Here is a 22453-nt window from a genome sequence, read left to right as displayed (position 1 = left end):
TGTCCGTAATGATACTCATTCTCAAGTTGGGGCTGGCGCTCGCGGTGCCCGCGGCCGCCACCGCCGCGGTCTGCGTGGGGGACCCGGCGCTCACCCCGTCGACCGCGCTCGCCGCCGTCGCCGATCCCGCACACCCGATGCACGTGGCCGTCTGGGAGGTCCGCGTGCCGCGGGTGGTGCTCGCCCTGCTGGCCGGCGCCGCCCTCGGCGTCTCGGGGCTGCTGCTGCAGGACGTGCTCCGCAACCCGATCGCGGGGCCCGAGCTCCTCGGTGTCTCCTCGGGGGCGGCGGTCGTGACGGCGACGATCGTGGTGCTGGGGCTCGGGGTCCCGGTGGCTGCGCTGCCGTACGCCGCCCTCGCCGGCGCCCTCACCGCCGGGGCACTGGTGCTGCTCGCCATCGGCCGCACCCGCTCGCCCGACCACGTCGCGCTCGTCGGCGCGGCCGTCTCGGCGGCGTGCGGCGGGCTCGTCGTGGCGGTCGTCGGGCTGGGCACCCAGGGCAACGTGGTGGTGCTGTTCCGCTACCTGCTCGGCAGCCTGGCCGCACGCGGCTGGGACCACGTGGGGGCCGTCGCCCCCTGGCTGGTCGTGGCGATGGCCCTGGCGGTCCTGCTGCGGCGCCGCGTCGAGGCGCTGACCCTGGGGGACGAGGTCGCCGTCGGTCTCGGGGTGCCGGTGCTGCCCACGCGGGTGGCGGCCGTGGCCGTCGCGGCCGTGCTGGCGGCCGCGGTGGCCTCGGTGTGCGGGCCGATCGCCTTCGTGGCGCTCCTCGCGCCGCACCTGGCGCGCCGTCTCGTGGGCACCGTCAGCACCCGCAGGGTCTTCTGGGTGGTGCCCCCGGTGGGCGGCGTCCTGCTGCTGCTGGCCGACCTCGTCTCGCGCACCCTGCTCTACCCCGTCGAGGTCCCGGTCGGCGTGGCGACCACCCTGGTCGGGGTCCCGGCCCTCGTGCTCGTGCTGCGCGGGCGCGCCCCGGTCACGGCGGGCGCGCGATGAGCGCCCTGCGCCTGGCCGGGCTGCTCGCGCTCGCCGTGGGGACCGGTCTCGCGCTCGTGCTCGCCCACCTCTTCCTCGGCCGCTCCGACCTGCCGCCCGCCGAGGTCGTCCGCGTGCTGACCGGCCGGGCGAGCGCCCCGGCGTACGAGATCATCGTCCTGGACTACCGGCTGCCGCGGGTGCTCGTGGGTCTTGGCGCGGGAGCCCTGCTGGCCCTCTCGGGGGTCCTGGTGCAGGCCGTCGCGCGCAACCCGCTCGCCGAGCCGGCCACCACGGGGGTGGGTGCGGGCGCGGCGTTCGCGGTCGTCGTCACCCTGGTCCTCCGGCCCGGCCACCAGCTGGCCTACCCCGCCGCACTGCTGGGCGCCGTCCTGACCGGCGTCGTCCTGTACGTCGTCGGGCGACGCTCGTTCGCGGTCACCGGGGTCCTGCTCGGGGCGGTCCTGGCGGCCGCGACCTCGCTGCTGCTGGTCGTCGACTCCGCGCCGATCGGCACGGTGCTGCGCTGGCTGGTCGGCTCGCTCAACGCACGCACCCCCGAGGACTGGGCGCTGCTGTGGCCCTGGCTGGTGGTCCTGGTGCCGGCCGCCTGGCTGCTGGCGTCACGGCTCAACGTCTGGGCGCTGGGCGAGCCGCTCGCTATCGGCCTCGGCGTCCGGCCGGGTCCGCTGGTCGCCGTGGTGCTCCTGGTCGCCGTCAGCGGTGCCGCCGCCGCGGTCGCGGCCGCCGGCGCCGTGGCGTTCGTGGGCCTGGTCGCCCCCCACGTCGGGCGCCTGCTGGTCGGGTCCGACCACCGGCTGCTCGTGCCGGTCGCGGCGGCGCTGGGTGCGCTGCTGCTCAGCCTCGCCGACCTCGTGGCCTTCTCGATCAGCGTGCAGGTCCCCGGCCTGGCCACCGACGTCGCCGGTGTCCCGGTCGGCGCGGTCACCGCGCTCATCGGCGCCCCCGTCCTGATCAGCCTCGTCCGCAAGGAGCACCGAGCATGAGCACCCCCGCCCTGGCCGCCCGCCACCTCGACGCCGGTCACGGCCGCACCGTGGTCGTCGACGACCTCACCCTCGAGGTCGCCCCGCGCACCGTCACCGCCCTGGTCGGCCCCAACGGCTCCGGCAAGTCGACGCTGCTGATGACGCTGGCGCGGGTCCTGCGGCCCCAGGCCGGCGAGGTCCTCCTCGACGGGAGCCCCCTCGCCCGCACGTCGTCCGTCGAGGTGGCCCGCCGGCTCGGGGTGCTGCCGCAGAGCGCCGTCGTGCCCACCGGCGCCACCGTGCGCGAGGTCGTCGAGCAGGGCCGCTACCCCCAGCTGGGGGCCTGGGCGATGCTGCGGCGGCGCGACGACACGGCCATGCGCCGCGCGCTGGAGCTGACCGGCCTCACCGCGCTGGCCGACCGCCGGCTCGACTCGCTCTCGGGCGGCGAGCGGCAGCGGGCCTGGATCGCGATGACGCTCGCGCAGGAGACCGGGATCCTGCTGCTCGACGAGCCCACGACCTACCTCGACGTGCGCCACCAGATCGACCTGATGAACCTCGTGGAGCACCTGCGCGACGACCACGCCATGACGGTCGTGATGGTGCTGCACGACCTCAACCAGGCAGCGCGCCACGCCGACCGCATCGTCGCGCTGCGCGGTGGTCGGGTCCGTGCCGACGGGCCCCCTCGGGCGGTGCTGACCCCGACGGTCCTGCGGGAGGTCTTCGACGTCGACGCCGTGGTCGTCGACGACCCCGTGACCGGACGACCGCTCTTCGTCAGCCGCTGAGGGACGGATGGACGAGCTGGTCGCGGCGGTGCACGCCGCCCTCAACGCGACGGCGGTGCCGCGCCGCCCCGACGAGGCGCTGCTGCCGGCGCGGGCCCCCGTGGTCTCGCGGCCGCTGCCGGTGCCGCCGCCACCCACCGCCGACCTCGGTCGGGTCCTGGCGCGACGGCGCTCGGCGTACGCCTTCGGCGGGGCGCCGGACCTGCGGCACCTGGCGGCGCTGCTGCACCACGGGGTCGGCTCCGCGCCCCGGGCGGGGGCCCTGCCCTCGCTGGCGGCGTACGTCGTGACGCGTGGTCTCGACGGGCTGCCGGGCGGGGTGCACCTGGCCGACCTCCGCCCCCCGGCGCCGGGGCTGGTGCGCGTGCGGAGCGGCGACCCGACGGCGTACGTCGCCGACGCCCTGGACCAGCCGCCCTTCGCGGCCCGGGTGCCGCTGTGGGTGGCCCTGGTCGCCGACCTCGAGGTGGTCGCGCGCCGCTACCCGCCGCGCCACTACCGCACGCTGCACGTCGACGCGGGCGCCGCCCTGCAGAACCTGCTGCTGGTCGCCACCGCCCTCGACCTCCCGGTCTGCCCCGTGATGGGCTACGACGACCGCGCCTGGGCCCGGCTGCTGGACCTCGGCGAGCACAGCCTGGTCACCGTCCTGGTGGCGGTCGGCGGGCCCCCGGACCGGCCGGGCTAGCGGTCCCGGGCCTCGGTGCAGGCGGAGCAGACGCCGAAGAGCTCGACGATGTGGGTGACGTCGGAGAAGCCGTGGTCGTCGGCGGCGCGGGCCGCCCAGGTCTCGACGCTCGGCCCGTCGAGCTCGACGGTGCGCCCGCAGCTGCGGCAGACCAGGTGGTGGTGGTGCCGCGGCCCGCACATCCGGTAGATGTTCTCGCCCTCGACGGTGCGCACGGTGTCGACCTCGCCGGCCTCGGTCATGGCCTGCAGGGTCCGGTAGATCGTGGCCAGGCCGACCTTGTCGCCGCGGGCCCGCAGGTCCTCGAAGAGCTGCTGGGCGGTGACGAACGCGTCGGTGTCGGCCAGGTGCTCGCGCAGGACCCGGCGCTGGCGCGTGTCCCGGCGACCCTGCTCGGCGAAGGCGCGGGGGGTGGTCTCTGCCGACATCGCTCCAGCCTAGCGACCACCTGCTCGGGGCCGACGCGCCGTCAGGCGTCGTAGTCGACCCGCAGCTCCTCGCTGACCGGGTGGGCCTGGCAGGTCAGCACGTAGCCCGCCGCACGCTCGGCGTCGTCGAGCACGTGGTCCTGGTCCATCACCGCACGGCCCAGCAGGACCTTGGCCCGGCAGGTGCCGCAGGCGCCGCCGGCGCAGGAGTAGGGCGCGTCGACACCCTGCTGCAGCGCGGCGTCGAGGACCGTGTCGCCGGTCGAGCGCAGCGCGAAGGTCGTCTCCCGGCCGCCGACGGCCACCGTGACCCGGCTCTCGATGTCGAGCCCGACGTCGCCGGCGGCGGTCCCGGTGTGGAACACCTCCGAGAGCACGCGCCCGCCACGCGGGGCGAGGGCGCCGCGCAGCTCCTCGACCAGCGGCTCGGGCCCGCACAGGAACCACGTGTCGACCGGGCCCGGGACGAGCCGCTCGACGAGGTCGGGGGTGACCCGGCCGGGCAGGGGTGCACCGGGCTCGCGCGACAGCACGTGGTGCACGACCAGGCGGCCCCCGGACCGCTCGACCAGGGCGTCGAGCTCGCTGCGGAGCATCGTCGAGCCGCCGGTGCGGTTGCCGTAGACCAGCGTCACCGTGCTGGCGGGCTCGGCCTCCAGGGTGGCGGCCAGGATCGAGAGCACCGGGGTGATGCCGGAGCCGGCGGCGACGGCGGCGTACGCGCGCGCGGCCGACGGGTCGGGGTCGTGGCCGAAGCGCCCGGCGGGCGTCATCACGTCGAGGATGTCGTCGGCCGCCAGCGACTCGTGCACGTACGTCGAGAACACGCCGCCCTCGATCCGCTTCACCGCCACCCGCAGGGTGCCCTCCGAGGCCGGGGGGAGCAGGGAGTAGGAGCGACGCACGTCGAGGCCCTCGACCATGGCCCGCAGCGTGACGTGCTGGCCGGGCCGGTGCTCGTAGGCCCGGGCCAGGTCGGGCGGGACCGTGAGGGTGACCGCGACGCTGTCGTCGGTGAGCGGCGCCACCGACGCGACGCGCAGCGGGTGGAACGTGGGGCGGCTGCTCGAGGTGGCCTCGCGGCCGGCGGTGAGCTCGCTGGTCAGGCGGCGCCAGGTGCGGTACTCGGCGGGGGTGAGGGAGCGGCCGAAGACCGTCGAGATGGCCGCGTTGCGGTCGAGGTAGGCCTCCTCGTTGCGGCGCCAGGCCCGCACGTAGCGGTAGAACGGGACGCTGGGGTGCAGGTGGTGGACCAGGTGGTAGTTCTGGTAGACGAACAGCGGGGTCATCCACCGCTCGCCGCCCACCCGGATCCGGGTCGCGCGGTACCTGTCCTGGCGGCCGGTGAAGGGCAGCCCGTGGTGCGGCAGGTAGTCGAACCACCAGGCCAGCACCACCAGCCCGAGCCGCTGGGGGACCAAGAAGGCCACCGCCAGGGCGGCGCCGTGGCCGGCCGCCACCAGCGCCGCGAACCCGGCCAGCGAGACGACGGCCAGCGCAGCGGTCGCGGCCACCTCGCCCCGCGGGCGCTGCCGGGCCCGGCGCGCGTAGAACACGACGTACCAGAGGTCGAGGGTCGCCCACCGGAACGGCAGCTGCCACCACGGACCCTCGCTGGTCCACGCGTCGGGGTCGACCGACTTCTGCTCGTTGGTGTTGCGGTGGTGCTCGATGTGGATGAAGCGGAACATCCCGTAGCCGCCGTACGGCGCGACGAGCGGCACCGAGAGGTGGCCCATCAGGTCGTTGAGGCGGGTGCTGGTGCTCACCGCGTGGTGGGTGGCCTCGTGCAGCACGCTGAACATGAGGAACGTGACCGCGGTGCCCATCGGCACCGTCAGCCAGGGGGACCACCCGGCCACCAGCGCGCCGTACAGCTCGAGCGCGAAGAGCGCCAGGGTGCCGGCGTACAGGCCCAGGGTCGGCCAGGCCACGGGAGGCACGCGCTCGCCGGGGTCCGGGAGACCCAGCACCGCCTGCGGGGCCGCTGCCGGAGGAGCGGGGGTGGAGCTGGTCTGCGACATCGGGGGTCCTGTCCATGGGGAGCGTCGCGCCTCATGGTTTACATAGGGGTCCATTTTGTCAAGGGTGGCACTGGTGTTGCCGACGCCGAGCTCGTTGTCGGTGGTGGGTGCTTGAGTGGGTGCATGCTCGGGAAGCCGGTGGTGGGGGAGATGTTGGAGGACGCTGTCCTCGACACTGCTGCCGCGCTCGCGACCACTGCGCAGCAGGCGGAGGTGCAGATGCTGGTGGTGGCGTATCGGTGGGCGGTGCTCAACGACCCGGACAACACGCTGGAGCCTGCTGAGGTGTCGAAGCCGGGGCGGGAGCAGGCCAAGCAGTACGGCGGTGCGGGGACGCGGCCGGTCAGTGAGTTCGCGGCCTCGCTGCTGGGGGCGCGGATCGGGCGCAGCACCTACGCTGCCGCAGCGCTGATCGCCGATGCGCAGGACCTGCAGGACCGCCACCCGGTGCTGTGGGAGCGGGTGCTGGCCGGGGAGGTCCGTGCCTCCTATGCCCGGTTCGTGGTGACCAAGACCCGCGAGCTCGACGCCCTCGAGGCCGGGTGGGTGGATGCGGAGGTCGCGGAGTCCGCGGACGGGCGGATCACCTGGACCCGGTTCGAGGCGCTGGTGGTCGGGAAGGTCGCGGCTGCGGCACCGGAGCTGGCGCGGGAGAAGGAGGAACGGGCCCGGCGGGCGACGTTCGCGAAGAGGATCGGCACACCCGAGCACGGGATGGCCTCGTTCCTGATCCGCGCCCCCATTCCCGTGATCGAGCAGCTCGACACCGCCATCAGCGCCGTCGCGGAGCGGCTGCGCGAGCAGCTCCCCGATGACCCGCACGCCGCCGAGGTCCTGCGCCAGCCGGTGGGGGAGGAGCAGCCCGACCCGACCCCCACGGCCGTGAGCGCTGATGAGGGCCGGGTGCTGGCGGTGCTGATGCTCGCCAACCCCGACACGCGCCCCGACGACCTGGACCTGACCGGTCTGGCACCTAGGGCAGAGATCGTGGTCCATCTCGACGGCCGTTCCATCGCTGACGCGGGCGAACCGCTGCCGCCGATCGGGCGCGTGGAGGGCCACGGCCCGGTGACCCGCGAGTGGGTCCGCGACGTCCTCGGACCGCACGCGAGGTTCACGATCCGCCCGGTGTTGGACCCGTTGGGTCAGGTGCCGGTCGATGCCTATGAGATCCCGGCGCGACATAGGCGGGCCGTGCGGGTGATCTCGCCGGCCGACGTGTTCCCCTTCTCCTCCTGCACCAGCAACCGGATGCAGGTCGACCACACCGACCCCTGGGCACCCGGGGACGCCGGTGGTGCGAGCGAGGTCGGGAACTACGGGCCGATGACCACCCTCCACCACCGCGTCAAGACCCACGGGCACATGCGGGTCAAGCAGCCCTACCCCGGCGTGTTCGTGTGGCTCGACCCCTACGGCGCGCTCTACCTCGTCGACCACACCGGCACCCGCCGCATCGACCACGCCGCCTGAGGGGGCGGCACGCTCACCCGTCCGCGATGCCCACGTAGGTGACCGACCAGCCGTAGGCGTTGTCGGCGGGCTCGAGGATGGCGTAGTAGGTGCTGGTGGGATCGGCCTCCAGGTCCAGCTCGCAGTCGCGGGTGCGGCTGCCGTTGGGCCGGCAGGTGACCCCGGAGCTGCCCAGACCGGCGGTCCAGGTGACCAGCTGCTTCCACTGCGGCGCACCGATGACCGCCGCGTCGCGCAGCGCGCTGCGGTCACCGGTGGCGGCGGCCTGCGCCACGGTGTCCAGCACGGAGGCGGCGCTCGCCGGCTCGTCGGGAGCCTCCTGCGCCGCAGTGCCGTAGGGGCTGGGGAAGCCGCGGCAGACCCCGGTGGCGGCGTCGCAGCGAGCCAGCTGTGGCGACGCAGCCGGCCGGCCGTCGTCGGCGTGCAGCTCGGCCACGAGCGTCCGGTCGTCCTCCCAGGCCCAGGTCCCGACGGCGAAGCCCCATCCGTCGGGTGCTGCGAGCCTCACCTCCTCGCCGCCCGCGACGGCCCGGGCCTCGAGCGAACCCACCGACTCGACCTCCCCGCCGAGGGTGGCCGGCGGCGAGAGGACCAGACGGGTGCCGCCCGGGCTGACCTCCAGGTCGTCGTACAGCGGCAGGGTGCCGGTCCGCGTCAGCCGGCCGTCGGGCGACAGGTCCGCGAGGTAGGCCGGGACGCTCTGCGGGTCGGAGTCGAGCCCGTCGACGACGACCAGACCCGCGGCGGTGGCCTCCAGCACCTGCTGGCCCGGCGCGGTGCGGGACAGGTCGAGGACGGTGGTCTGGTCCCCGGTCCCCGCGCGCCACACGAGTGCGGTGCGACTGCCCTGGACGACGACGTCGCCCTGGTCGGTCACGGCACGGACCCGGATCGTGGTGCCGCCCTCGGAGCGGGGCAGGTCGACGGGCGCGGCGCCCAGCCCCTCACCCGCCGGCTCGGTGTCGAAGCCGGTGAGCACGGGCGCGCCCTGGCCCAGGTCGATCATCGCCACGTAGCCACCGTCGGGGGACAGCACCGGTGGCTGGTCGAGCTCGGCGGCGATGCGCCCGGTGTCGCGGCCCGGCCCGCCCGACCACCACGACCCGTCGGCCTGCTGGGCCAGCCACTGCTGGCCGCGCGACTCCACGCCCCACCAGCGCCCCGGCACCTGGGTGCCGTCGACGTGGAGACGCTCGTCGACCACGAACGGGACGCTCGGCGCGGAGGTCGAGATCGACGTGGGGCTCGGTGTCGCCGGGACGACGGGGTCGCCGGGGTCGACCAGCGTCCCGCGTGCCAGCAGCGCGCCGGCGCCGAGCAGGAGCGCGACGGCGGCGGCGACCAGGGCGGGACGGCCCACCCGGGCGTGCAGCCGCTGCCGGGCCGAGGCGGGCGGCAGGCTCGGCGCCGGGGGCACCTGGAGGTGCGCCGCCACCAGGTCGAGCTCGCGGACCAGGGTCTTCTCCAGCTCGGTGGTCATCTCGACTCCTCCTGGTCGGCCTCGGCGCCGACGGTCGCCCGCAGTGCGCGCAGGGCGCGGTGGGCCGTGGACTTGACGTTGCCTGTGGAGCACCCGAGCACGTCGGCGATCTCGCGCTCGGTGAGCTGCTCGTAGTAGCGCAGCACGATCACGGCGCGCTGGCGTGGCGGCAGCGACGCCACGTGCGGCCACAGGGACAGGCGGTCCTCGGGGCCGGCGGGCGCTGGCGAGCGAGGCTCGGGCGGGGCCTCGGTGAGCAGCTCGAGCCGGCGCGAGCGCGGTCGGCGGCTCGAGAGGTGCTGGTTGGTCAGGATGCGCCGCAGGTAGGCCTGCGGCTGCTCGGCGCGGCTCACCCGCGACCACGAGCGGCACGCCTGCAGCAGCGTCTGCTGGGCCAGGTCCTCGGCGTCGGCGTGGTTGCCGGTCAGCAGGTAGGCGCAGCGGTAGAGCCAGGGCCACAGGCCGGGCACCTGCTCCGCCAGGCCCTCGGGCGCACCCGTCACCCCGGTGACACCCGCCCCGGCGGGACGGCTGTCGGTGGTCGTCGTCCTCATCAGGCACCGCCTCTCCTACCACCCTGACGCCGCCGGAGGGCCAGAGGTTGCGTGGCCGGGTACACCGAACGCGGTAGCGGCGGACTCCGGCGAGCAGACCATGCGGGCCCTGGCCGTAAACTCCGCTCGTGAACGACGTGCACGTCATCGCCTACTTCGCCGATGACCCGACCCGGACCTACCAGCTCGTGCAGTGGCTCGACGTGCTGGCGCTGCTGGACCAGCAGCACCCGGTCGCCGTCGTGGTGCGCGACTCCGGCTCGGCCGACCTGCTGCGCCGGCGCACCGGCCTGCCGGTGCTGCTCGCCGTGGAGTTCCCCGAGCTGACCGCGCTGTACGAGGAGCTCGACGCCAAGGTGGTGCTCTACTGCAACAACTCGATGCTCAACTTCCAGTCGCTGCTCGACGGTCGCCGCCTGCACGTGCACATCAACCACGGGGAGAGCGACAAGCAGTCGATGGCCAGCAACAACGCCAAGGCCTACGACCGGGTCTTCGTGGCCGGTGAGGCGGCGGTGCAGCGCCACGTGAGCGGCCTGCTCGAGCTGGACACCCGCAAGCTGGTGCGCACCGGGCGGCCCCAGCTCGACCTGCGCCCGGCTCCGCTGCTGGCGCCGAGCACCCGGCGCACGGTGCTCTACGCCCCCACCTGGGAGGGCGACGCCGACTACAACGACTACACCTCCCTCGACGTGCTGGGCACGCGCATCGTCGAGCAGGTCCTCGGCGTCCCCGACGTGCGGCTGGTCTACAAGCCGCACCCCAAGATCGTCACCAGCACGACCCCGGCGGTGCGCGAGGCGCACCTGGAGGTGCTGCGACTGGTGGCCGAGGCCGGCGAGCGCGACCCGGAGGCCGGGCACGCCCAGGTCCTGCGCGGCGACATCCTGGCCGTCATCCCCGACTGCGACGCGATGGTCACCGACGTCTCCTCCGTGGGCCTCGACTGGCTCTACCTGCGCACCGAGCGGCCGATCTTCCTCACCGACCCGCACGGCGACGGTGAGCGGCTGCGGCGCGAGGTGCCGGTGAGCCGGTGCGCCGACGTGGTCGACGACGCGACGGTCGACGGGCTCGGCGCCCTGCTCACCACCCGTCTCGAGCGCGACGAGCACCACCTGGCGCGGATGGCGATGCGCCACCACTACTTCGACGACCTCCAGGTCGGCGAGAGCACGCGGCGCTTCCTGGAGTCGGTCTCCGCGCTGGTCGTGCGGCGCGACCTGCTGGTGGGTGAGGCACCCGTCGGCGACCTGGGCGCCGACGTCATCGCCTGACGCGGACCGCGCGGAGCACTACCGTCGGGGGATGGACCTCGCTCGCAGCCGCACCACGGCGCGCCGGCTCCGGGCGGCGTACGTCGTCGTGGCCGCGGCCGACACCCTGCTCGCCGGGACCGGGGGCGAGCGGGCGCACCGGGCGCGGCTGCTCAGCAAGCCGCTGCTGATGCCGCTGCTGGCCGCGTCGCTGGCCACCGACCCGCGAGCGGCCACGTCGCCGCTGCGCACCACGACCCTCGTCGCGGAGGCGGGCGGCTGGGGCGGCGACGTGCTGCTGCTGGGGGAGGGCCCCGGGCGGTTCATGGCCGGGGCTGGCTCGTTCGCGGTGGGCCACGCGGCGTACATCCGCGGCTTCCGAGATCGGAGCCGGGCGCGTTGCGGTGCCGCCCCCGTGGCGCTCGCGGCGCTGTGGGTGGTCACGACCCCACCCCTGGCACTCGCCGCGGCGCGGCAGGACCGGCGCCTGGGCGCGAGCGTGGCGGCCTACTCGGCGGTGCTCTCCTCGATGGTCGCCGCCGCGACGCGGGTGGACGGCTCCCTCGGCCCCGCGGCGCGGCGCAGCACCGTCGCGGGCGCCGGCCTCTTCCTGTTCTCCGACGCGATCATCGGCCTGCGCGAGCTCCTCCTGGAGGAGTCGCCGCGACGCCTCGAGTCGGCAGTGATGCTCACCTACGCGGCGGCGCAGCTCCTGCTCGCCGACGGCGCCGCCCGGGCCGGGGCCCCGGCGCTGGTGCCGGCGGTCAGCCGAACGCCCGGGTGACGTGCCCGACGAGGTCGGGGTAGCGCTGCAGGTGGGCGCCGCCGTTGAGGTCGAGCACCTCGCCGGTCAGCCAGCGAGCCGTGGCCAGGTAGACCACGGCCTCGGCGACCTCCTCGGGCGTGCCGGCGCGACCCAGCGGGGTGTTCTCGACGTAGTCGTCACGCACCCCCGCGATGTCCATCGCGGGCGCGGTGAGCGGGGTGACGACCAGGCCGGGCGAGACGGCGTTGACCCGGATGCCGCTGGGGCCGAGCTCCAGCGCGGCGACCTGGGTGAGCATCGCGAGGCCGGCCTTCGCCGAGCAGTACGCCGCCATGCCGGTGCCCGGCTGGCGGGCGTTCAGCGAGGCGATCGAGACCACCGCGCCGCCGCGCCCGGCCGCCGTCATCACCCGCGCCGCGTGCTTGAGCACCAGCAGCCCACCGGTGAGGTTGACGTCGAGCACCCGGCGGAACTCCGAAGCGTCGTGGTCGACGACCCGCATCAGGGTGCTGACACCGGCGGAGTTGACCACCACGTCCAGCCCACCGTGCTCGGCGACGACGGCGTCGACCGCTGCCGCGACGGCGTCCTCGTCGGTGACGTCGACGGCGAGGTCGGCGCCCGTGCCGGCCAGGTCGCCGGTGACGACGTGGTGACCGGCCGCCCCCAGCGCGGCGGCGGACGCGGCACCGAGGCCCGAGGCACCGCCGACGACCAGGGCGACCGGCGCCGCGCCGGGCGTGCTCATGCGGTGCTCCTGCGCGACCGGAGCGCCGGGCCTGGAGACGGCGCTGCTTGGCGACGAAGCGGGTGGCCGCGCGGCCGGTGAACCCGGGGGCCAGCCGCCCGATGCGCCAGGCCACGCGCGCCTGGCGCGGGGTCACCAGCATCGCGCGGTCGGCGGCGACCGCGTCGAGCGCCTGGGCCGCCAGCACGTCGGCGTCGAGCGGGCGGCGCACGCCCTGCCCCTTCAGGTAGTAGTCGCGGCCGTGGAAGCGCCCGAGGTGGCCCTTGTCCAGGATCGGGGTCTCGACCGCGGCCGGGCACAGCACGGTCACGCCCACGCCCTTGGCGGCCGCCTCGGTGCGCAGGGCCAGCGACAGCCCGACGACCGCGTGCTTGGTGGCGACGTAGCTGGTGATCAGGCCGGCCGCCATCAGCCCGCCCATCGAGGCGGTGTTGACGATGTGGCCGCCCGAGCGGGTGCCGCCGGCGCCCTGGCGGACCATGTGCGGGTACGCCGCCGCGACGCCGTGCACGACCCCGCGCAGGTTGACGTCGATGATGGCGTCCCAGTGGGCCAGGCTCAGGTCCTCGGTCTCGCCGCCGAAGGTGATGCCGGCGTTGTTGAAGAGCAGGTCGATGCTGCCACCGCGCTCGACCACGTCGTCGACGGCGGCCTGCACGGCGGCGGCGTCGGTGACGTCGAGTCGCAACGCCCGCGCGGTGCCGGGGCCGGTGGCGGCCCGCACCACGCGCTCTGCGGCGTCCACGTCGAGGTCGGCGGCGACGACGTCGGCGCCGGCGTCGACCAGGGCCCGCACCAGTGCGGCCCCGATGCCCGAGCCACCCCCGGTCACCAGGGCTTGTCGACCGGCGAACGGATGGGCCTGGGTACGGGGGTCCTGCGTCACACGGGTCACTGTGTTGACACGCGTCAGTTTTGTCAACGGTCCAGACCGGGTATCAGGGCGGGGCCCAGCCAGCGGCGCACGAAGCGGCGTACGTCGTCGGGTGAGCGGGGGCTGCCGGGCGGGTGCTGCAGCAGGGAGCCGATCAGGCGCAGCATGAGCTCAGCCAGCTCGTCGAGCTCCCGGTCGGCGACGCCGGCGAGGGTCCAGTCGATGTCCAGGTCGCGCAGGAACGAGCCGGCGAGGTCGACCCCGGTGCCCGACGTGACGCCGTGGCCGAAGAGGGCTCGGTCGTCGGCGTCGAGCAGGGGGGCGATGTGCGGCTCGCGCGGCAGCTCCTCGACGCAGAAGGCGATCGCCTCGCAGACCACCTCGGCGGGCGTGGGGATCGCGGCCACCTGTGCCCGCATCCGCTCGACGAACGCCGCGGCGCCGGCCTCGGCGACGGCCTGCAGGAGGTCGGCCAGTCCGGGGAAGTAGCGGTAGACCGTCTGTCGGGTGACGCCGACCTCCTGGGCGACGTCGGACAGGGTGGTCTTGGCGGCCCCGGTGCGCTCGAGGCAGCGCCGAGCCCCCTCGAGGATGCGGGCGCGTGCGAGCGCTTCGGTGGGCGGCGGATCGCCCTTCCAGCCGTGGTGTCCCATGGGCTGCACTCTTCCATACAAGTAGACATTGACTGTATGAATGGATGCATGATCGACACCTACCGCGTCTCCACCGCCCTCACGGGCCTCAAGCGCCTGGCGACGCTGCCCGCGCAGGACAAGCAGGCCTGCATCGACGCCTACCGGTTCTTCCAACGGATGCAGGCCGGTGAGGAGACCGCGACCGAGGACGAGACCCGGGCGGTGGCCGCCTACTACAAGGTGCTCAACAACCTGCTGTCGGTCTTCGACCTCGAGAAGCTCTACATCCCGCCGATGCTGGACGCCCGCAAGGGCCTCTACGACAACCAGGTGCTCACCGAGAAGGCGTTGCTCGAGGACCTCGCGCTGGCCGACCCGACCGGCTCGCACCTGCTCGACATGGGGTGCGGCCGCGGCCGGATCGCCCACCACCTCGCGACCCTGACCGGCGGGCGGGTCTCCGGCTACAACATCGACCCCGACCAGGTGCAGAACGCCGTCGATTGGGCGGCGCGGAGTCGGATGAGCGACCGGCTGCACTTCCAGGTCGGCAACCACCACGACCCGCTCGACTACCCCTCGGAGTCGTTCGACGGGTGCTACTCGTTCCAGGCCGTGTGGCCCTTCTTCAAGAAGGAGGAGCTCGACTCGCACGCCGCCGAGATGCACCGCGTGCTCAAGCCCGGGGCCCGCTACGCCTGCTCGGAGTACCTCCTCACCCCCTTCTTCGACTGGGACGACGAGGAGCACGTCGCGCTGCACCGGCTCTACCTGCCGACCCTGGCAGCCACGCAGTCGATGTACCCCGCCGACGTGTGCGCGGCGCTCGAGCGCGCCGGATTCCGAGTCCTCGTGTCTGCTCCCTCGCGGAGCGAGGCGTGGCCGCTGTGCGAGCAGAAGCGGGACCTGATCCTGCACGGGCGCCGTCTGGTGCGGGTGCTCGAGAAGGCCCGGATCGCTCCCTCCTGGATAGAGGAGTCCCTGGAGCTGCTGCAACGGGGTGGAGAGGCCTGGACGCTGGCCGAGCGCGCCAAGATCGCCGACCTGAACTGGCGGATCGTGGCAGAGAAGGTCGCCTAGGCCGGGCTGCTCACGGCTCGGCGGGCAGGTCGACCCGGAACCTGGCGCCGCGGCCCGGGGCGGTGTCGACGCTGATGCTGCCGCCGTGCGCCTGGACCAGCGAGCTGGTGATGGCCAGGCCCAGCCCGCTGCCGCCGTCGTTGCGGTTGCGGGACTCGTCGGCGCGGTAGAAGCGCTCGAAGACGCGGGCGGCGTGGTCAGGGTCCATGCCGGGCCCCTCGTCGGCGACCTCGACCCGCACCCGCGGCTCCCCACCGGGGTCATGACGGGTGCCCACCGAGACCGTGACCCGGGCGTCGGCGGGGGTGTGGCGCAGCGCGTTGCCGATGAGGTTGTCGAGCACCTGCCGCAGCCGCGGGCCGTCGCCGAGCACGACCGGCAGTCCCTGCAGCGCGCCGACCTCGAGCACCAGCGGCCGCTGCGGCGCCACCGCCCGGGCGCTCTCGACCGCCTCGGTGGTCAGCGCCAGCAGGTCGACGGGTTCGCGCGCCAGCGGGCGCTGCTGGTCGAGGCGCGCCAGCAGCAGGAGGTCCTCGACGAGCAGGCCCATCCGGGCCGCCTCGCCCTCGATGCGCCCGACCAGGCGACGTACGCCGTCGTCGTCGCTGACCGCGCCCTGGCGGTAGAGCTCGGCGAAGCCCCGGATGGTCGTCAGCGGGGTCCGCAGCTCGTGGCTGGCGTCGGCCACGAAGCGCCGCATCCGCCTCTCGGAGCCGCGGGCGGCCCGCTCGCCGGCCTCGCGCTCGGCGAAGGCCGACTCGATCTGCGCCAGCATGACGTTGAGGGCCGCGGCGAGCTGGCCCACCTCGGAGCGCGGGTCGGCGTGCGGCACCCGCTCACCCAGGTCGCCGGCGGCGATCCTGGCCGCGGTGCGCTCGACGTCCTGCAGCGGCTTGAGGCTGCCGCGGACCAGCAGGTAGCCCACGGCGCCGAGCACCGCGACCGTCACGCCGCCGATGACCAGGAGCAGCAGCACCAACCGGTCGAGGATGCCCTGCACGTCCTCGAGGCTCTGGGCGACCATCAGGGTGCCCTGCGTGCCGTCGGAGAGGGTGACGTCGACCGCCCGCACCCGCCACTGGCCGTCGCCGCTGACCGCGGCGACGGTGAAGCTCGTCCCGTCCGGCCCGGCCTCGGGGTCGTCGGGCAGGTCGGGGAGCGGCTCGTCGTCGAGCAGGTTGCTCGTGGGCCCGACCACGGTGGCGCCGGACCCGTCGACCACCTGCACCACGAAGGCGCTGGGCAGCGGTCCACGACCCCCGGGGCCCGGGCGGCGCTCCAGCGTCTCGTCGGCACCGCCGGAGCCGGCCACCACCGGGGCGGCGCCGCGCAGCTGGTCGTCGACCCGCTCCAGCAGGTAGCCGCGCAGCGTCGCGTGGGTGGCGAACCCCGAGCCCACCAGGGCGAGCGTCACCAGCAGCAGCAGGGTCGCCACCAGCGCCCGGCGCAGGGGTACCCGGCGGGCCAGGGCACGCACCTCAGGAACCGCTCGGCACGCGCAGCACGTAGCCGACGCCGCGCACGGTGTGCAGCAGCCGCGGCTCGGAGGTGTCGACCTTGCGACGCAGGTAGGACACGTAGGACTCCACCACGTTGGCGTCGCCGCCGAAGTCGTACTGCCAGACCCGGTCGAGGATCTGGGCCTTGCTGAGCACCCGGCCCGGGTTCTGCAGGAAGTAGCGCAGCAGCTTGAACTCGGTGGGGGACAGGGCGACCTCCTGGCCGTCCTTCCACACCTGGTGGGAGTCCTCGTCGAGCTCGACGTCCTCGAAGCGGAACCGCGTCGAGGGCGCGGCCGCGGCCCCCTGCGTCGTACGCCGCAGCACGGCGCGGATGCGGGCCACGACCTCCTCGAGGCTGAAGGGCTTGGTCACGTAGTCGTCACCGCCCAGGGTCAGCCCCTGGACCTTCGACTCGGCGCCGTCGCGGGCGGTGAGGAAGAGCACCGGGTAGGTGCGGCCCTCGGAGCGCAGCCGGCGCACGACCTCGAAGCCGTCCATCTCGGGCATCATCACGTCGAGCACGACCAGGTCGGGACGCCACTCGCGCGCCACCTCCAGCGCGGCCCGGCCGTCGGGTGCGGTGCGCACCTCGAAGCCGGAGAAGCGCAGGCTCGCGGCCAGCAGCTCCACGATGTTGGGCTCGTCGTCGACGACCAGGAGCCGGGCCTCGGGCGGGGTGGTGTGCGTCTGGTTCACGTGCTCATCCTGGCGCGCCCGCCCGGCCCGCGCCTGTGGGCCACCTGGGAGGTTCCTGTGAACCTCGGCCCCCTCGCCTGCCAGGGACCTCCCAGGACCGGCGCGGGTGGGTCCCAGGCTCGCTGGCCAGTCTCGTCGGACCGCACCTCCCCGTCCCCGGAAAGGACACCGACATGACTGACGCCCAGGACCCGAGCGGGCCCACCACCGAGCAGCCCGAACAGCAGGACGGGCTGCGGCCGACGAGCCGGACCCGTGGCCGGACCCGTGGCGGGCCGCGCTGGCGCGTCGCCGCGCTGGTCGCGGCCGGCGTGGTCGCCGGCGGCTCGCTGGTGGGCGTCGTGGGGGCGGTCCAGGGCTCGGACGACACCGCCGCCGTGGTCGCCGAGCAGACCGCGGTCGGTGCCACCCAGCCCGCCCAACCCACCCAGCCCGACGGGGCCGCCGGTCCCGGCGCCGGTCGAGGCGGCCCCGGTGGGGTCCCGGGCGGTCCCGGCGGCGGGGCCGTGTCCGGGGAGCGGGTCGAGGGCACGATCGGGTCGCTGTCCTCCTCGAGCATCGAGGTGGAGACCGCCGACGGCAGCCAGACCTACCTCACCACCGACCAGACCGTGGTGGTCCGGGGCGGCGAGGCCGCGACGACGGACGACCTCGTCGAGGGCGAGCAGGTCCTCCTGCTCGCCTCGGCCGCCAGCGGGGACGGTGACCTCGTCGCCGTGCAGATCATGGCCGCCCCCACCGAGTCGGGCACGTCGACGTGAGCGGCACGACCTGACGTCCTGAGGTTGGGGACCAACGGCACTGGAGGGCGTCCGCGCGCCCGGCTGGACTGGGGTCATGGGTGCGGGGACGGTCGACGAGGCGCGCACGGTCCACGACCTCCCCGCCGAGGAGGCGTGGTTGCTGCTGGGCAGCGACCCGCGCCTGGGCCTGCGCGGCGACGAGGCCCGCGACCGGCTGGCACGCCACGGCCCCAACCGCCTGCCGCGGGCCGTGTCGGCCGGGCCCGTGCGACGGCTGCTGCGCCAGCTGCACCACCCGCTGGTCTACGTGCTGGTCGTCTCGGGGTTCGTCACCCTGGCGCTGCGCGAGCTGGTCGACTCGGCGGTGATCTTCGGGGTGGTGGTGCTCAACGCGGTCATCGGCTTCGTGCAGGAGTCGAAGGCCGACGCGGCGCTCGAGGCGCTGCGCTCGATGGTGCACACCCGGGCCCGGGTGGTCCGTGACGGGCTGCGCCACGAGGTGGCCTCCGAGGAGCTCGTGCCCGGCGACCTGGTGCTGCTCGAGGCCGGCGACAAGGTGCCGGCCGACCTGCGGCTGGTCGACAGCAGCGAGCTGCGGCTCGACGAGTCGGCGCTCACCGGGGAGTCGTTGCCGGTGCCCAAGCGTCCCGGCGTGGTCGAGCGGCGTACGCCGGTGGCCGACCGGAGCAACATGGCCTGGTCGGGCACCCTCGTGGTCGCCGGCACCGGCAGCGGGGTGGTGGTGGCCACCGGGGCCGGCACCGAGGTCGGTGAGATCCACCGCCTGGTCGGCGGCGCCGAGGTCCTGGCCACCCCGCTGAGCCGCAAGCTCGCGGTCTTCAGCGCGTGGCTGACCGGGGTCGTGCTGGCCCTGGCGGTGCTGACCTTCGCGGTCGGGGTGGCGCGCGGGGAGGCGGGCGCGGAGATGTTCACCGCGGCGGTGGCCCTCGCGGTGGGTGCGATCCCCGAGGGGCTGCCCGCCGCGGTGACCATCACCCTGGCCATCGGGGTCTCGCGGATGGCACGCCGCGGCGCCGTCGTACGACGCCTGCCGGCGGTCGAGACCCTGGGCGGGGCCACCGTCATCTGCTCGGACAAGACCGGCACCCTGACCCAGAACCGGATGAGCGTGCGGCTGCTGTGGTCGCCCTCCAGCGAGGTCGAGGTGGGCGACCGGCCCGGACCGGGCACCCTGGCCGCGGTGCGCGACGACCAGGCGCTGTGGTGGTGCCTGCTGGCCGGCGCCAACTGCAACGACGCCGCCTTGACCGAGGCGGGCGAGGGGGTCGGCGACCCGACCGAGACCGCGATGCTTCTCGTGGCCCGTCACCTCGGGGCCGCGCCGCACGCGCTGCCGCGGCTGGGCAGCGTGCCGTTCAGCTCGGAGCGGCAGTACATGGCCACCCGGCACGCCTCCGGTGGCCGCCCCGGCGGTGACGTGGTGCTGGTCAAGGGTGGGGTCGAGCGGGTGCTCGCGCTGTGCTCGCAGCAGCTGGGCCCCGACGGCACCCCGGCGCCGTTGGCCGCCGAGCCGGTGCTCGCCGCGGCCCACGCCCTCGCCGCGCAGGGCATGCGGGTGCTGGCCACCGCGCTGCTCGACGACGCCGGCCCGACGCCCTGGCGGACGTGGTGGCGGGCCGGCGCCCGCTCGTCCTCACCGGGCTGCAGGCCATGCTCGACCCGCCCCGGGACACCGCCGCGGCGGCGGTGCGCAGCTGCCGCGAGGCCGGCATCGAGGTCAAGATGATCACCGGCGACCACGCCGGCACCGCGGTCTCCGTCGCCCGGCAGGTCGGCCTCCTTGACGGCGACGGCGACGGCGACGCCGTGCTGAGCGGGGCCGAGGTCGAGGCGTTGGACGACGATGTCGTCGGTGAGGCGGTGGAGCGGGCGTCGGTCTTCGCGCGGGTGAGCCCGGGCCAGAAGTTGCGCATCGTCGAGGCGCTGCAGGCCCGCCGGCACGTGGTGGCGATGACCGGCGACGGCGTCAACGACGCCCCGGCCCTCAAGCGGGCCGACGTGGGGGTCGCGATGGGCCGCAGCGGCACCGAGGTGGCCAAGGACGCGGGCGACGTGGTGCTCACCGACGACGACTTCGCGACCATCGAGGCCGCGGTCGAGGAGGGGCGCGGGGTCTTCGACAACATCACCAAGTTCATCGTCTGGACGCTGCCCACCAACATGGGGGAGGGCCTGGTGATCCTGGTGGCGATCCTGCTCGGGACCAGCCTGCCGATCCTGCCGACGCAGATCCTGTGGATCAACATGACCACCGCGGTGGCGCTCGGGCTGATGCTGGCCTTCGAGCCGAAGGAGGACGGCATCATGACCCGTCCACCCCGCGACCCGCGCCGCTCGCTGCTCAGCGCCCCGGTGGTGCTGCGCACGCTGCTGGTCTCGGCGCTGCTGGTGGTCGGCTCGCGGTGGGTCTTCGACCACGAGCTGGCCCAGGGCGCGTCGCTGGAGGTCAGCCGCACCGCGGCGATCAACGTCTTCGTCACCGTGGAGGCCTTCTACCTCTTCAGCTGCCGCTCCCTGGTGCGCCCGCTGTGGCGCAGCGGCCTGCTCGGCAACCGGTGGCTGCTGGTCGGGGTCGCGGTGCAGGTCGTGCTGCAGGCCGCCCTGACCTACCTCCCGGCCATGAATGCCCTCTTCCACACCGCCCCCATCGACGCGGGGGTGTGGCTGCGGATCGTGCTGGTCGCGGTCGCGGCCGCCGTCGTCGTCGAGCTCGACAAGCTGAGGTGGCGGCGCTCCGCGGCCACCGCCCGGCCTTGAGTGCCTAGAACGTGTTCTGATCGGGGCCGCGGGAGTTTCATCGGGTACCCGATGGAACTCGCGCCTCCTGCACGAAGCATCAGTATGGCGGCGCCAGTTCCCTCGGGTGCCCGATGAAACTTCGGGGGCCGGGGCGCAGCCTCAGGGGGGCGGAGGCCGGTGGTCGGGGCGGGTGGGCGCTGCCTAGGATGACGCGGAGCGGGGGGCCGTCGAGGTCCCGTGCCGAGGCGGCAGGGAGGTCGGCGACACGTGAGCAGCGCCCGCCACCGCGCGCCACGGCGTACGCCGCCCGGTCGCGCCGCCGCCGCGTCGTGGTCGGGCTGGGGGCCGCAGGCGCCCTGGCTCTCGGTGCGGTCGCGATGCTCGGCCCGGTCGGTGCCGAGACCTCGGTCGCCGAGGAGACCCCCGCTCCCGCCTCGGTCGAGCCCACGCGCCCCGCCGCGGACGCCCGGGCGGCAGGGGCCGGGGTGGGCGACCCGCTGCGCGGGCGCGACCCGCTGCCGGCACCCGAGCCCGAGCCGGAGCCGGTGCCCCACGCCGGCCCCGGCACCTTCGACGTCGCCCCGGTCGAGCAGGCTCCGCCGGCGGGCACGCGCACGACGTACACGGTCGAGGTCGAGCGGGGGCTGGCCGCCTCGGGCATCGACGCCGCGCAGGTCGCCGAGACGGTCCACGCCATCCTGCGCGACCCGCGCAGCTGGGTGCGCGGCGAGCCGGGCGTGCTGGAGCCGACCGCCACCGACCCCGACCTGCGCATCCTGGTGGCCACCCCCGCCACCACCGACCGGCTGTGCGCCCCGCTCAGCACCCGCGGCGAGCTGTCCTGCCGCAACGGGGGAGTCGTCGCCCTCAACGCGGTGCGGTGGCAGCTGGGCTCGCTGGCCTACGACGGCGGTCTGCGCGGCTACCGCCGCTACCTGGTCAACCACGAGGTCGGCCACGCGCTGGGCCACGGCCACGCCGCCTGCCCGGGCGCCGGGCTGCCGGCCCCGGTGATGCTGCAGCAGACCGTCGTCCTCGACGGCTGCGTGCCCAACGCGTGGCCCCACCCCTGAGCCGGTGCCGTTGTAGGGTCGCGGCACGTCGCCGGTCCCCGGCGGCGTCCGGACGAGACGCGCCGTACCCGGACCGACGACGACGCACGCGACAGCGGGCGTGGCCGGCTGTCGCGACTCACCAGGAGGCGAGATGTCCCAGCAGCAGCGACAGCTCATCGAGGGCCGGCCGGTCCTCGTCGTCATCGACGTCCAGGGCGGCGGTGGCGCCGAGGGCGAGGAGTCGGCGATCCCCTTCATGCCCGGCTACGCCGAGGCGATGGACCGGGTGCCGGCGCTGGTCGCCCGCGCCCGCGAGTGCGGGGTCCCGGTGGTGTTCTTCCAGGAGGCCCACCGCCGCGACCTGGTCGACTTCGGCCGGGAGCTCGACGGGGCCGAGGGGGTCCACCTGCTGGAGGGCGACCCGGGCACCGAGATCGCCGCCGCGCTCGGGGTGCGCCCCGACGACTACGTGATCCGCAAGCGCCGCTACTCGTGCTTCTTCGGCACCGAGCTGGAGATCCTGCTCAAGGGGCTGCGCGCCGAGACGCTGCTGCTGGTCGGGGGCCACACCGACGTGTGCGTGCACTACACCTTCGTCGACGCCCACCAGCACGACTACCACTGCCGGGTCGTCGAGGACTGCGTGGCCGGGTCGGGCCTCGAGGCCCACGAGGCGGCGCTGCGAGCGATGGAGTACCTGCAGACCGGTGCGCGGCGCACCTCGGACGAGGTGGCCGCGGCCTTCGCCGACGCCGCGCGGACCCGGTAGACTCAGACTTCCGTCCTACCTCCGAGCGAAGCCCGGTGCAGCACCGACCGGCGGACCGGCCCCCTTGGCACCTCGCGTCCCAGCGCCCTCGTCCCTGCCCACCACCACTCCGCGGACCCCCGCCGCGACCGCCTCGCGACCCGACCTGGCCAGCGTCGTGCG

21 protein-coding genes, 1 pseudogene and 1 riboswitch are annotated in these 22453 nt (G+C 74.8%); of the genes and pseudogenes, 13 read left to right on the top strand and 9 right to left on the bottom strand.

Annotated features, from left to right (window positions below):
- Window positions 1-8 precede the first annotated feature (8 nt).
- From H0S66_RS01570 to H0S66_RS01555, 4 genes are read left to right on the top strand one after another with little or no spacing between them, the layout of a single operon-like run.
- Window positions 9-998 (top strand): FecCD family ABC transporter permease, encoded by a 990-nt coding sequence (locus H0S66_RS01570; RefSeq protein ID WP_179613819.1) that lies wholly within the window; start codon window positions 9-11, stop codon window positions 996-998.
- The gene (locus H0S66_RS01565) at window positions 995-1984 is read left to right on the top strand and encodes a FecCD family ABC transporter permease (RefSeq protein WP_179613818.1); all 990 of its coding nucleotides are present in this window, start codon (window positions 995-997) and stop codon (window positions 1982-1984) included. The genes H0S66_RS01570 and H0S66_RS01565 overlap by 4 nt, the downstream gene beginning before the upstream one ends.
- A complete protein-coding gene (locus H0S66_RS01560) occupies window positions 1981-2760 on the top strand; it encodes an ABC transporter ATP-binding protein (protein ID WP_179613817.1) in 780 nt (259 codons plus the stop codon). Before H0S66_RS01565 ends, H0S66_RS01560 begins: the two co-directional genes overlap by 4 nt.
- 7 nt (window positions 2761-2767) lie before the next feature.
- Window positions 2768-3448 (top strand): nitroreductase family protein, encoded by a 681-nt coding sequence (locus H0S66_RS01555; protein ID WP_179613816.1) that lies wholly within the window; start codon window positions 2768-2770, stop codon window positions 3446-3448.
- Here the strand turns inward: H0S66_RS01555 and H0S66_RS01550 are convergent.
- Both H0S66_RS01550 and H0S66_RS01545 read right to left on the bottom strand, forming a co-directional pair.
- Window positions 3445-3876, bottom strand: a complete 432-nt coding sequence (locus H0S66_RS01550; RefSeq protein ID WP_179613815.1) for a Fur family transcriptional regulator — start codon at window positions 3874-3876, stop codon at window positions 3445-3447. The two genes, H0S66_RS01555 and H0S66_RS01550, sit on opposite strands and share 4 nt — an antisense overlap.
- A gap of 41 nt (window positions 3877-3917) precedes the next feature.
- Window positions 3918-5900, bottom strand: a complete 1983-nt coding sequence (locus H0S66_RS01545; RefSeq protein ID WP_179613814.1) for a fatty acid desaturase — start codon at window positions 5898-5900, stop codon at window positions 3918-3920.
- A gap of 123 nt (window positions 5901-6023) precedes the next feature.
- Here H0S66_RS01545 and H0S66_RS01540 point away from each other — a divergent pair, with 123 nt between their 5' ends.
- Complete coding sequence (locus tag H0S66_RS01540) at window positions 6024-7373, top strand: DUF222 domain-containing protein (RefSeq protein WP_180923751.1); 1350 nt, start codon at window positions 6024-6026, stop codon at window positions 7371-7373.
- A 13-nt stretch (window positions 7374-7386) separates the two neighbouring features.
- On the opposite strand, the gene H0S66_RS01535 is transcribed toward H0S66_RS01540, so the two are convergent.
- Both H0S66_RS01535 and H0S66_RS01530 read right to left on the bottom strand, forming a co-directional pair.
- On the bottom strand, window positions 7387-8853 hold the full coding sequence (locus tag H0S66_RS01535) for a hypothetical protein (RefSeq protein ID WP_179613812.1): 1467 nt from the start codon (window positions 8851-8853) through the stop codon (window positions 7387-7389).
- Window positions 8850-9407, bottom strand: a complete 558-nt coding sequence (locus tag H0S66_RS01530) for a SigE family RNA polymerase sigma factor (protein WP_179613811.1) — start codon at window positions 9405-9407, stop codon at window positions 8850-8852. Before H0S66_RS01530 ends, H0S66_RS01535 begins: the two co-directional genes overlap by 4 nt.
- Before the next feature lie 128 nt (window positions 9408-9535).
- Here H0S66_RS01530 and H0S66_RS01525 point away from each other — a divergent pair, with 128 nt between their 5' ends.
- Window positions 9536-10684 carry a CDP-glycerol glycerophosphotransferase family protein gene (locus H0S66_RS01525; protein WP_179613810.1) on the top strand — a complete coding sequence of 383 codons (1149 nt, stop codon included), beginning with the start codon at window positions 9536-9538 and terminating at the stop codon, window positions 10682-10684.
- Window positions 10685-10715: 31 nt separating this feature from the next.
- Window positions 10716-11447 carry a lysoplasmalogenase gene (locus H0S66_RS01520; protein WP_179613809.1) on the top strand — a complete coding sequence of 244 codons (732 nt, stop codon included), beginning with the start codon at window positions 10716-10718 and terminating at the stop codon, window positions 11445-11447.
- Here H0S66_RS01520 and H0S66_RS01515 read toward each other — a convergent pair.
- The 3 genes and pseudogenes from H0S66_RS01515 to H0S66_RS01505 all read right to left on the bottom strand — a co-directional run bounded on the left by H0S66_RS01515 (window position 11428) and on the right by H0S66_RS01505 (window position 13704).
- Window positions 11428-12177, bottom strand: coding sequence for an SDR family NAD(P)-dependent oxidoreductase (locus H0S66_RS01515; protein ID WP_179613808.1), 750 nt, complete (start codon window positions 12175-12177; stop codon window positions 11428-11430). The genes H0S66_RS01520 and H0S66_RS01515 overlap by 20 nt on opposite strands.
- Window positions 12178-12499: 322 nt before the next feature.
- A pseudogene (locus H0S66_RS20915) lies at window positions 12500-12973 on the bottom strand (SDR family oxidoreductase); the annotation flags it as partial.
- A gap of 122 nt (window positions 12974-13095) precedes the next feature.
- Window positions 13096-13704, bottom strand: a complete 609-nt coding sequence (locus H0S66_RS01505; protein WP_179613806.1) for a TetR/AcrR family transcriptional regulator — start codon at window positions 13702-13704, stop codon at window positions 13096-13098.
- Between the two features lie 48 nt (window positions 13705-13752).
- Between H0S66_RS01505 and H0S66_RS01500 the strand changes: the two genes are divergently transcribed.
- Window positions 13753-14766, top strand: a complete 1014-nt coding sequence (locus H0S66_RS01500) for a class I SAM-dependent methyltransferase (protein WP_218876193.1) — start codon at window positions 13753-13755, stop codon at window positions 14764-14766.
- A 10-nt stretch (window positions 14767-14776) separates the two neighbouring features.
- Here H0S66_RS01500 and H0S66_RS01495 read toward each other — a convergent pair whose 3' ends face one another.
- Together H0S66_RS01495 and H0S66_RS01490 are read right to left on the bottom strand one after the other, a co-directional pair.
- On the bottom strand, window positions 14777-16243 hold the full coding sequence (locus tag H0S66_RS01495) for a sensor histidine kinase (protein ID WP_179613805.1): 1467 nt from the start codon (window positions 16241-16243) through the stop codon (window positions 14777-14779).
- Between the two features lies 1 nt (window position 16244).
- The gene (locus H0S66_RS01490; RefSeq protein WP_179613804.1) at window positions 16245-16964 is read right to left on the bottom strand and encodes a response regulator transcription factor; all 720 of its coding nucleotides are present in this window, start codon (window positions 16962-16964) and stop codon (window positions 16245-16247) included.
- A 173-nt stretch (window positions 16965-17137) separates the two neighbouring features.
- Here H0S66_RS01490 and H0S66_RS01485 point away from each other — a divergent pair, with 173 nt between their 5' ends.
- The 5 genes from H0S66_RS01485 (at window position 17138) to H0S66_RS01465 (ending at window position 22291) form a co-directional block, all read left to right on the top strand.
- Window positions 17138-17725, top strand: a complete 588-nt coding sequence (locus H0S66_RS01485; RefSeq protein ID WP_179613803.1) for a hypothetical protein — start codon at window positions 17138-17140, stop codon at window positions 17723-17725.
- 76 nt (window positions 17726-17801) lie between these two features.
- On the top strand, window positions 17802-19454 hold the full coding sequence (locus tag H0S66_RS01480) for a cation-translocating P-type ATPase (RefSeq protein WP_180923749.1): 1653 nt from the start codon (window positions 17802-17804) through the stop codon (window positions 19452-19454).
- The gene (locus H0S66_RS20735; protein WP_338037229.1) at window positions 19337-20485 is read left to right on the top strand and encodes an HAD-IC family P-type ATPase; all 1149 of its coding nucleotides are present in this window, start codon (window positions 19337-19339) and stop codon (window positions 20483-20485) included. The genes H0S66_RS01480 and H0S66_RS20735 overlap by 118 nt, the downstream gene beginning before the upstream one ends.
- 359 nt (window positions 20486-20844) lie before the next feature.
- The gene (locus tag H0S66_RS01470; RefSeq protein WP_180923745.1) at window positions 20845-21540 is read left to right on the top strand and encodes a DUF3152 domain-containing protein; all 696 of its coding nucleotides are present in this window, start codon (window positions 20845-20847) and stop codon (window positions 21538-21540) included.
- A 24-nt stretch (window positions 21541-21564) separates the two neighbouring features.
- Window positions 21565-21629, top strand: a riboswitch (guanidine-III (ykkC-III) riboswitch).
- A 44-nt stretch (window positions 21630-21673) separates the two neighbouring features.
- Window positions 21674-22291, top strand: coding sequence for a cysteine hydrolase family protein (locus tag H0S66_RS01465; RefSeq protein ID WP_179613800.1), 618 nt, complete (start codon window positions 21674-21676; stop codon window positions 22289-22291).
- Window positions 22292-22453: the final 162 nt, after the last annotated feature.

Source organism: Nocardioides marinisabuli (genome assembly GCF_013466785.1).
In the GTDB taxonomy this organism is placed as follows: domain Bacteria; phylum Actinomycetota; class Actinomycetes; order Propionibacteriales; family Nocardioidaceae; genus Nocardioides; species Nocardioides marinisabuli.
The sequence above is the reverse complement of the archived record's forward strand: the minus strand, read 5'-3'. Positions and strand labels throughout refer to the sequence as shown.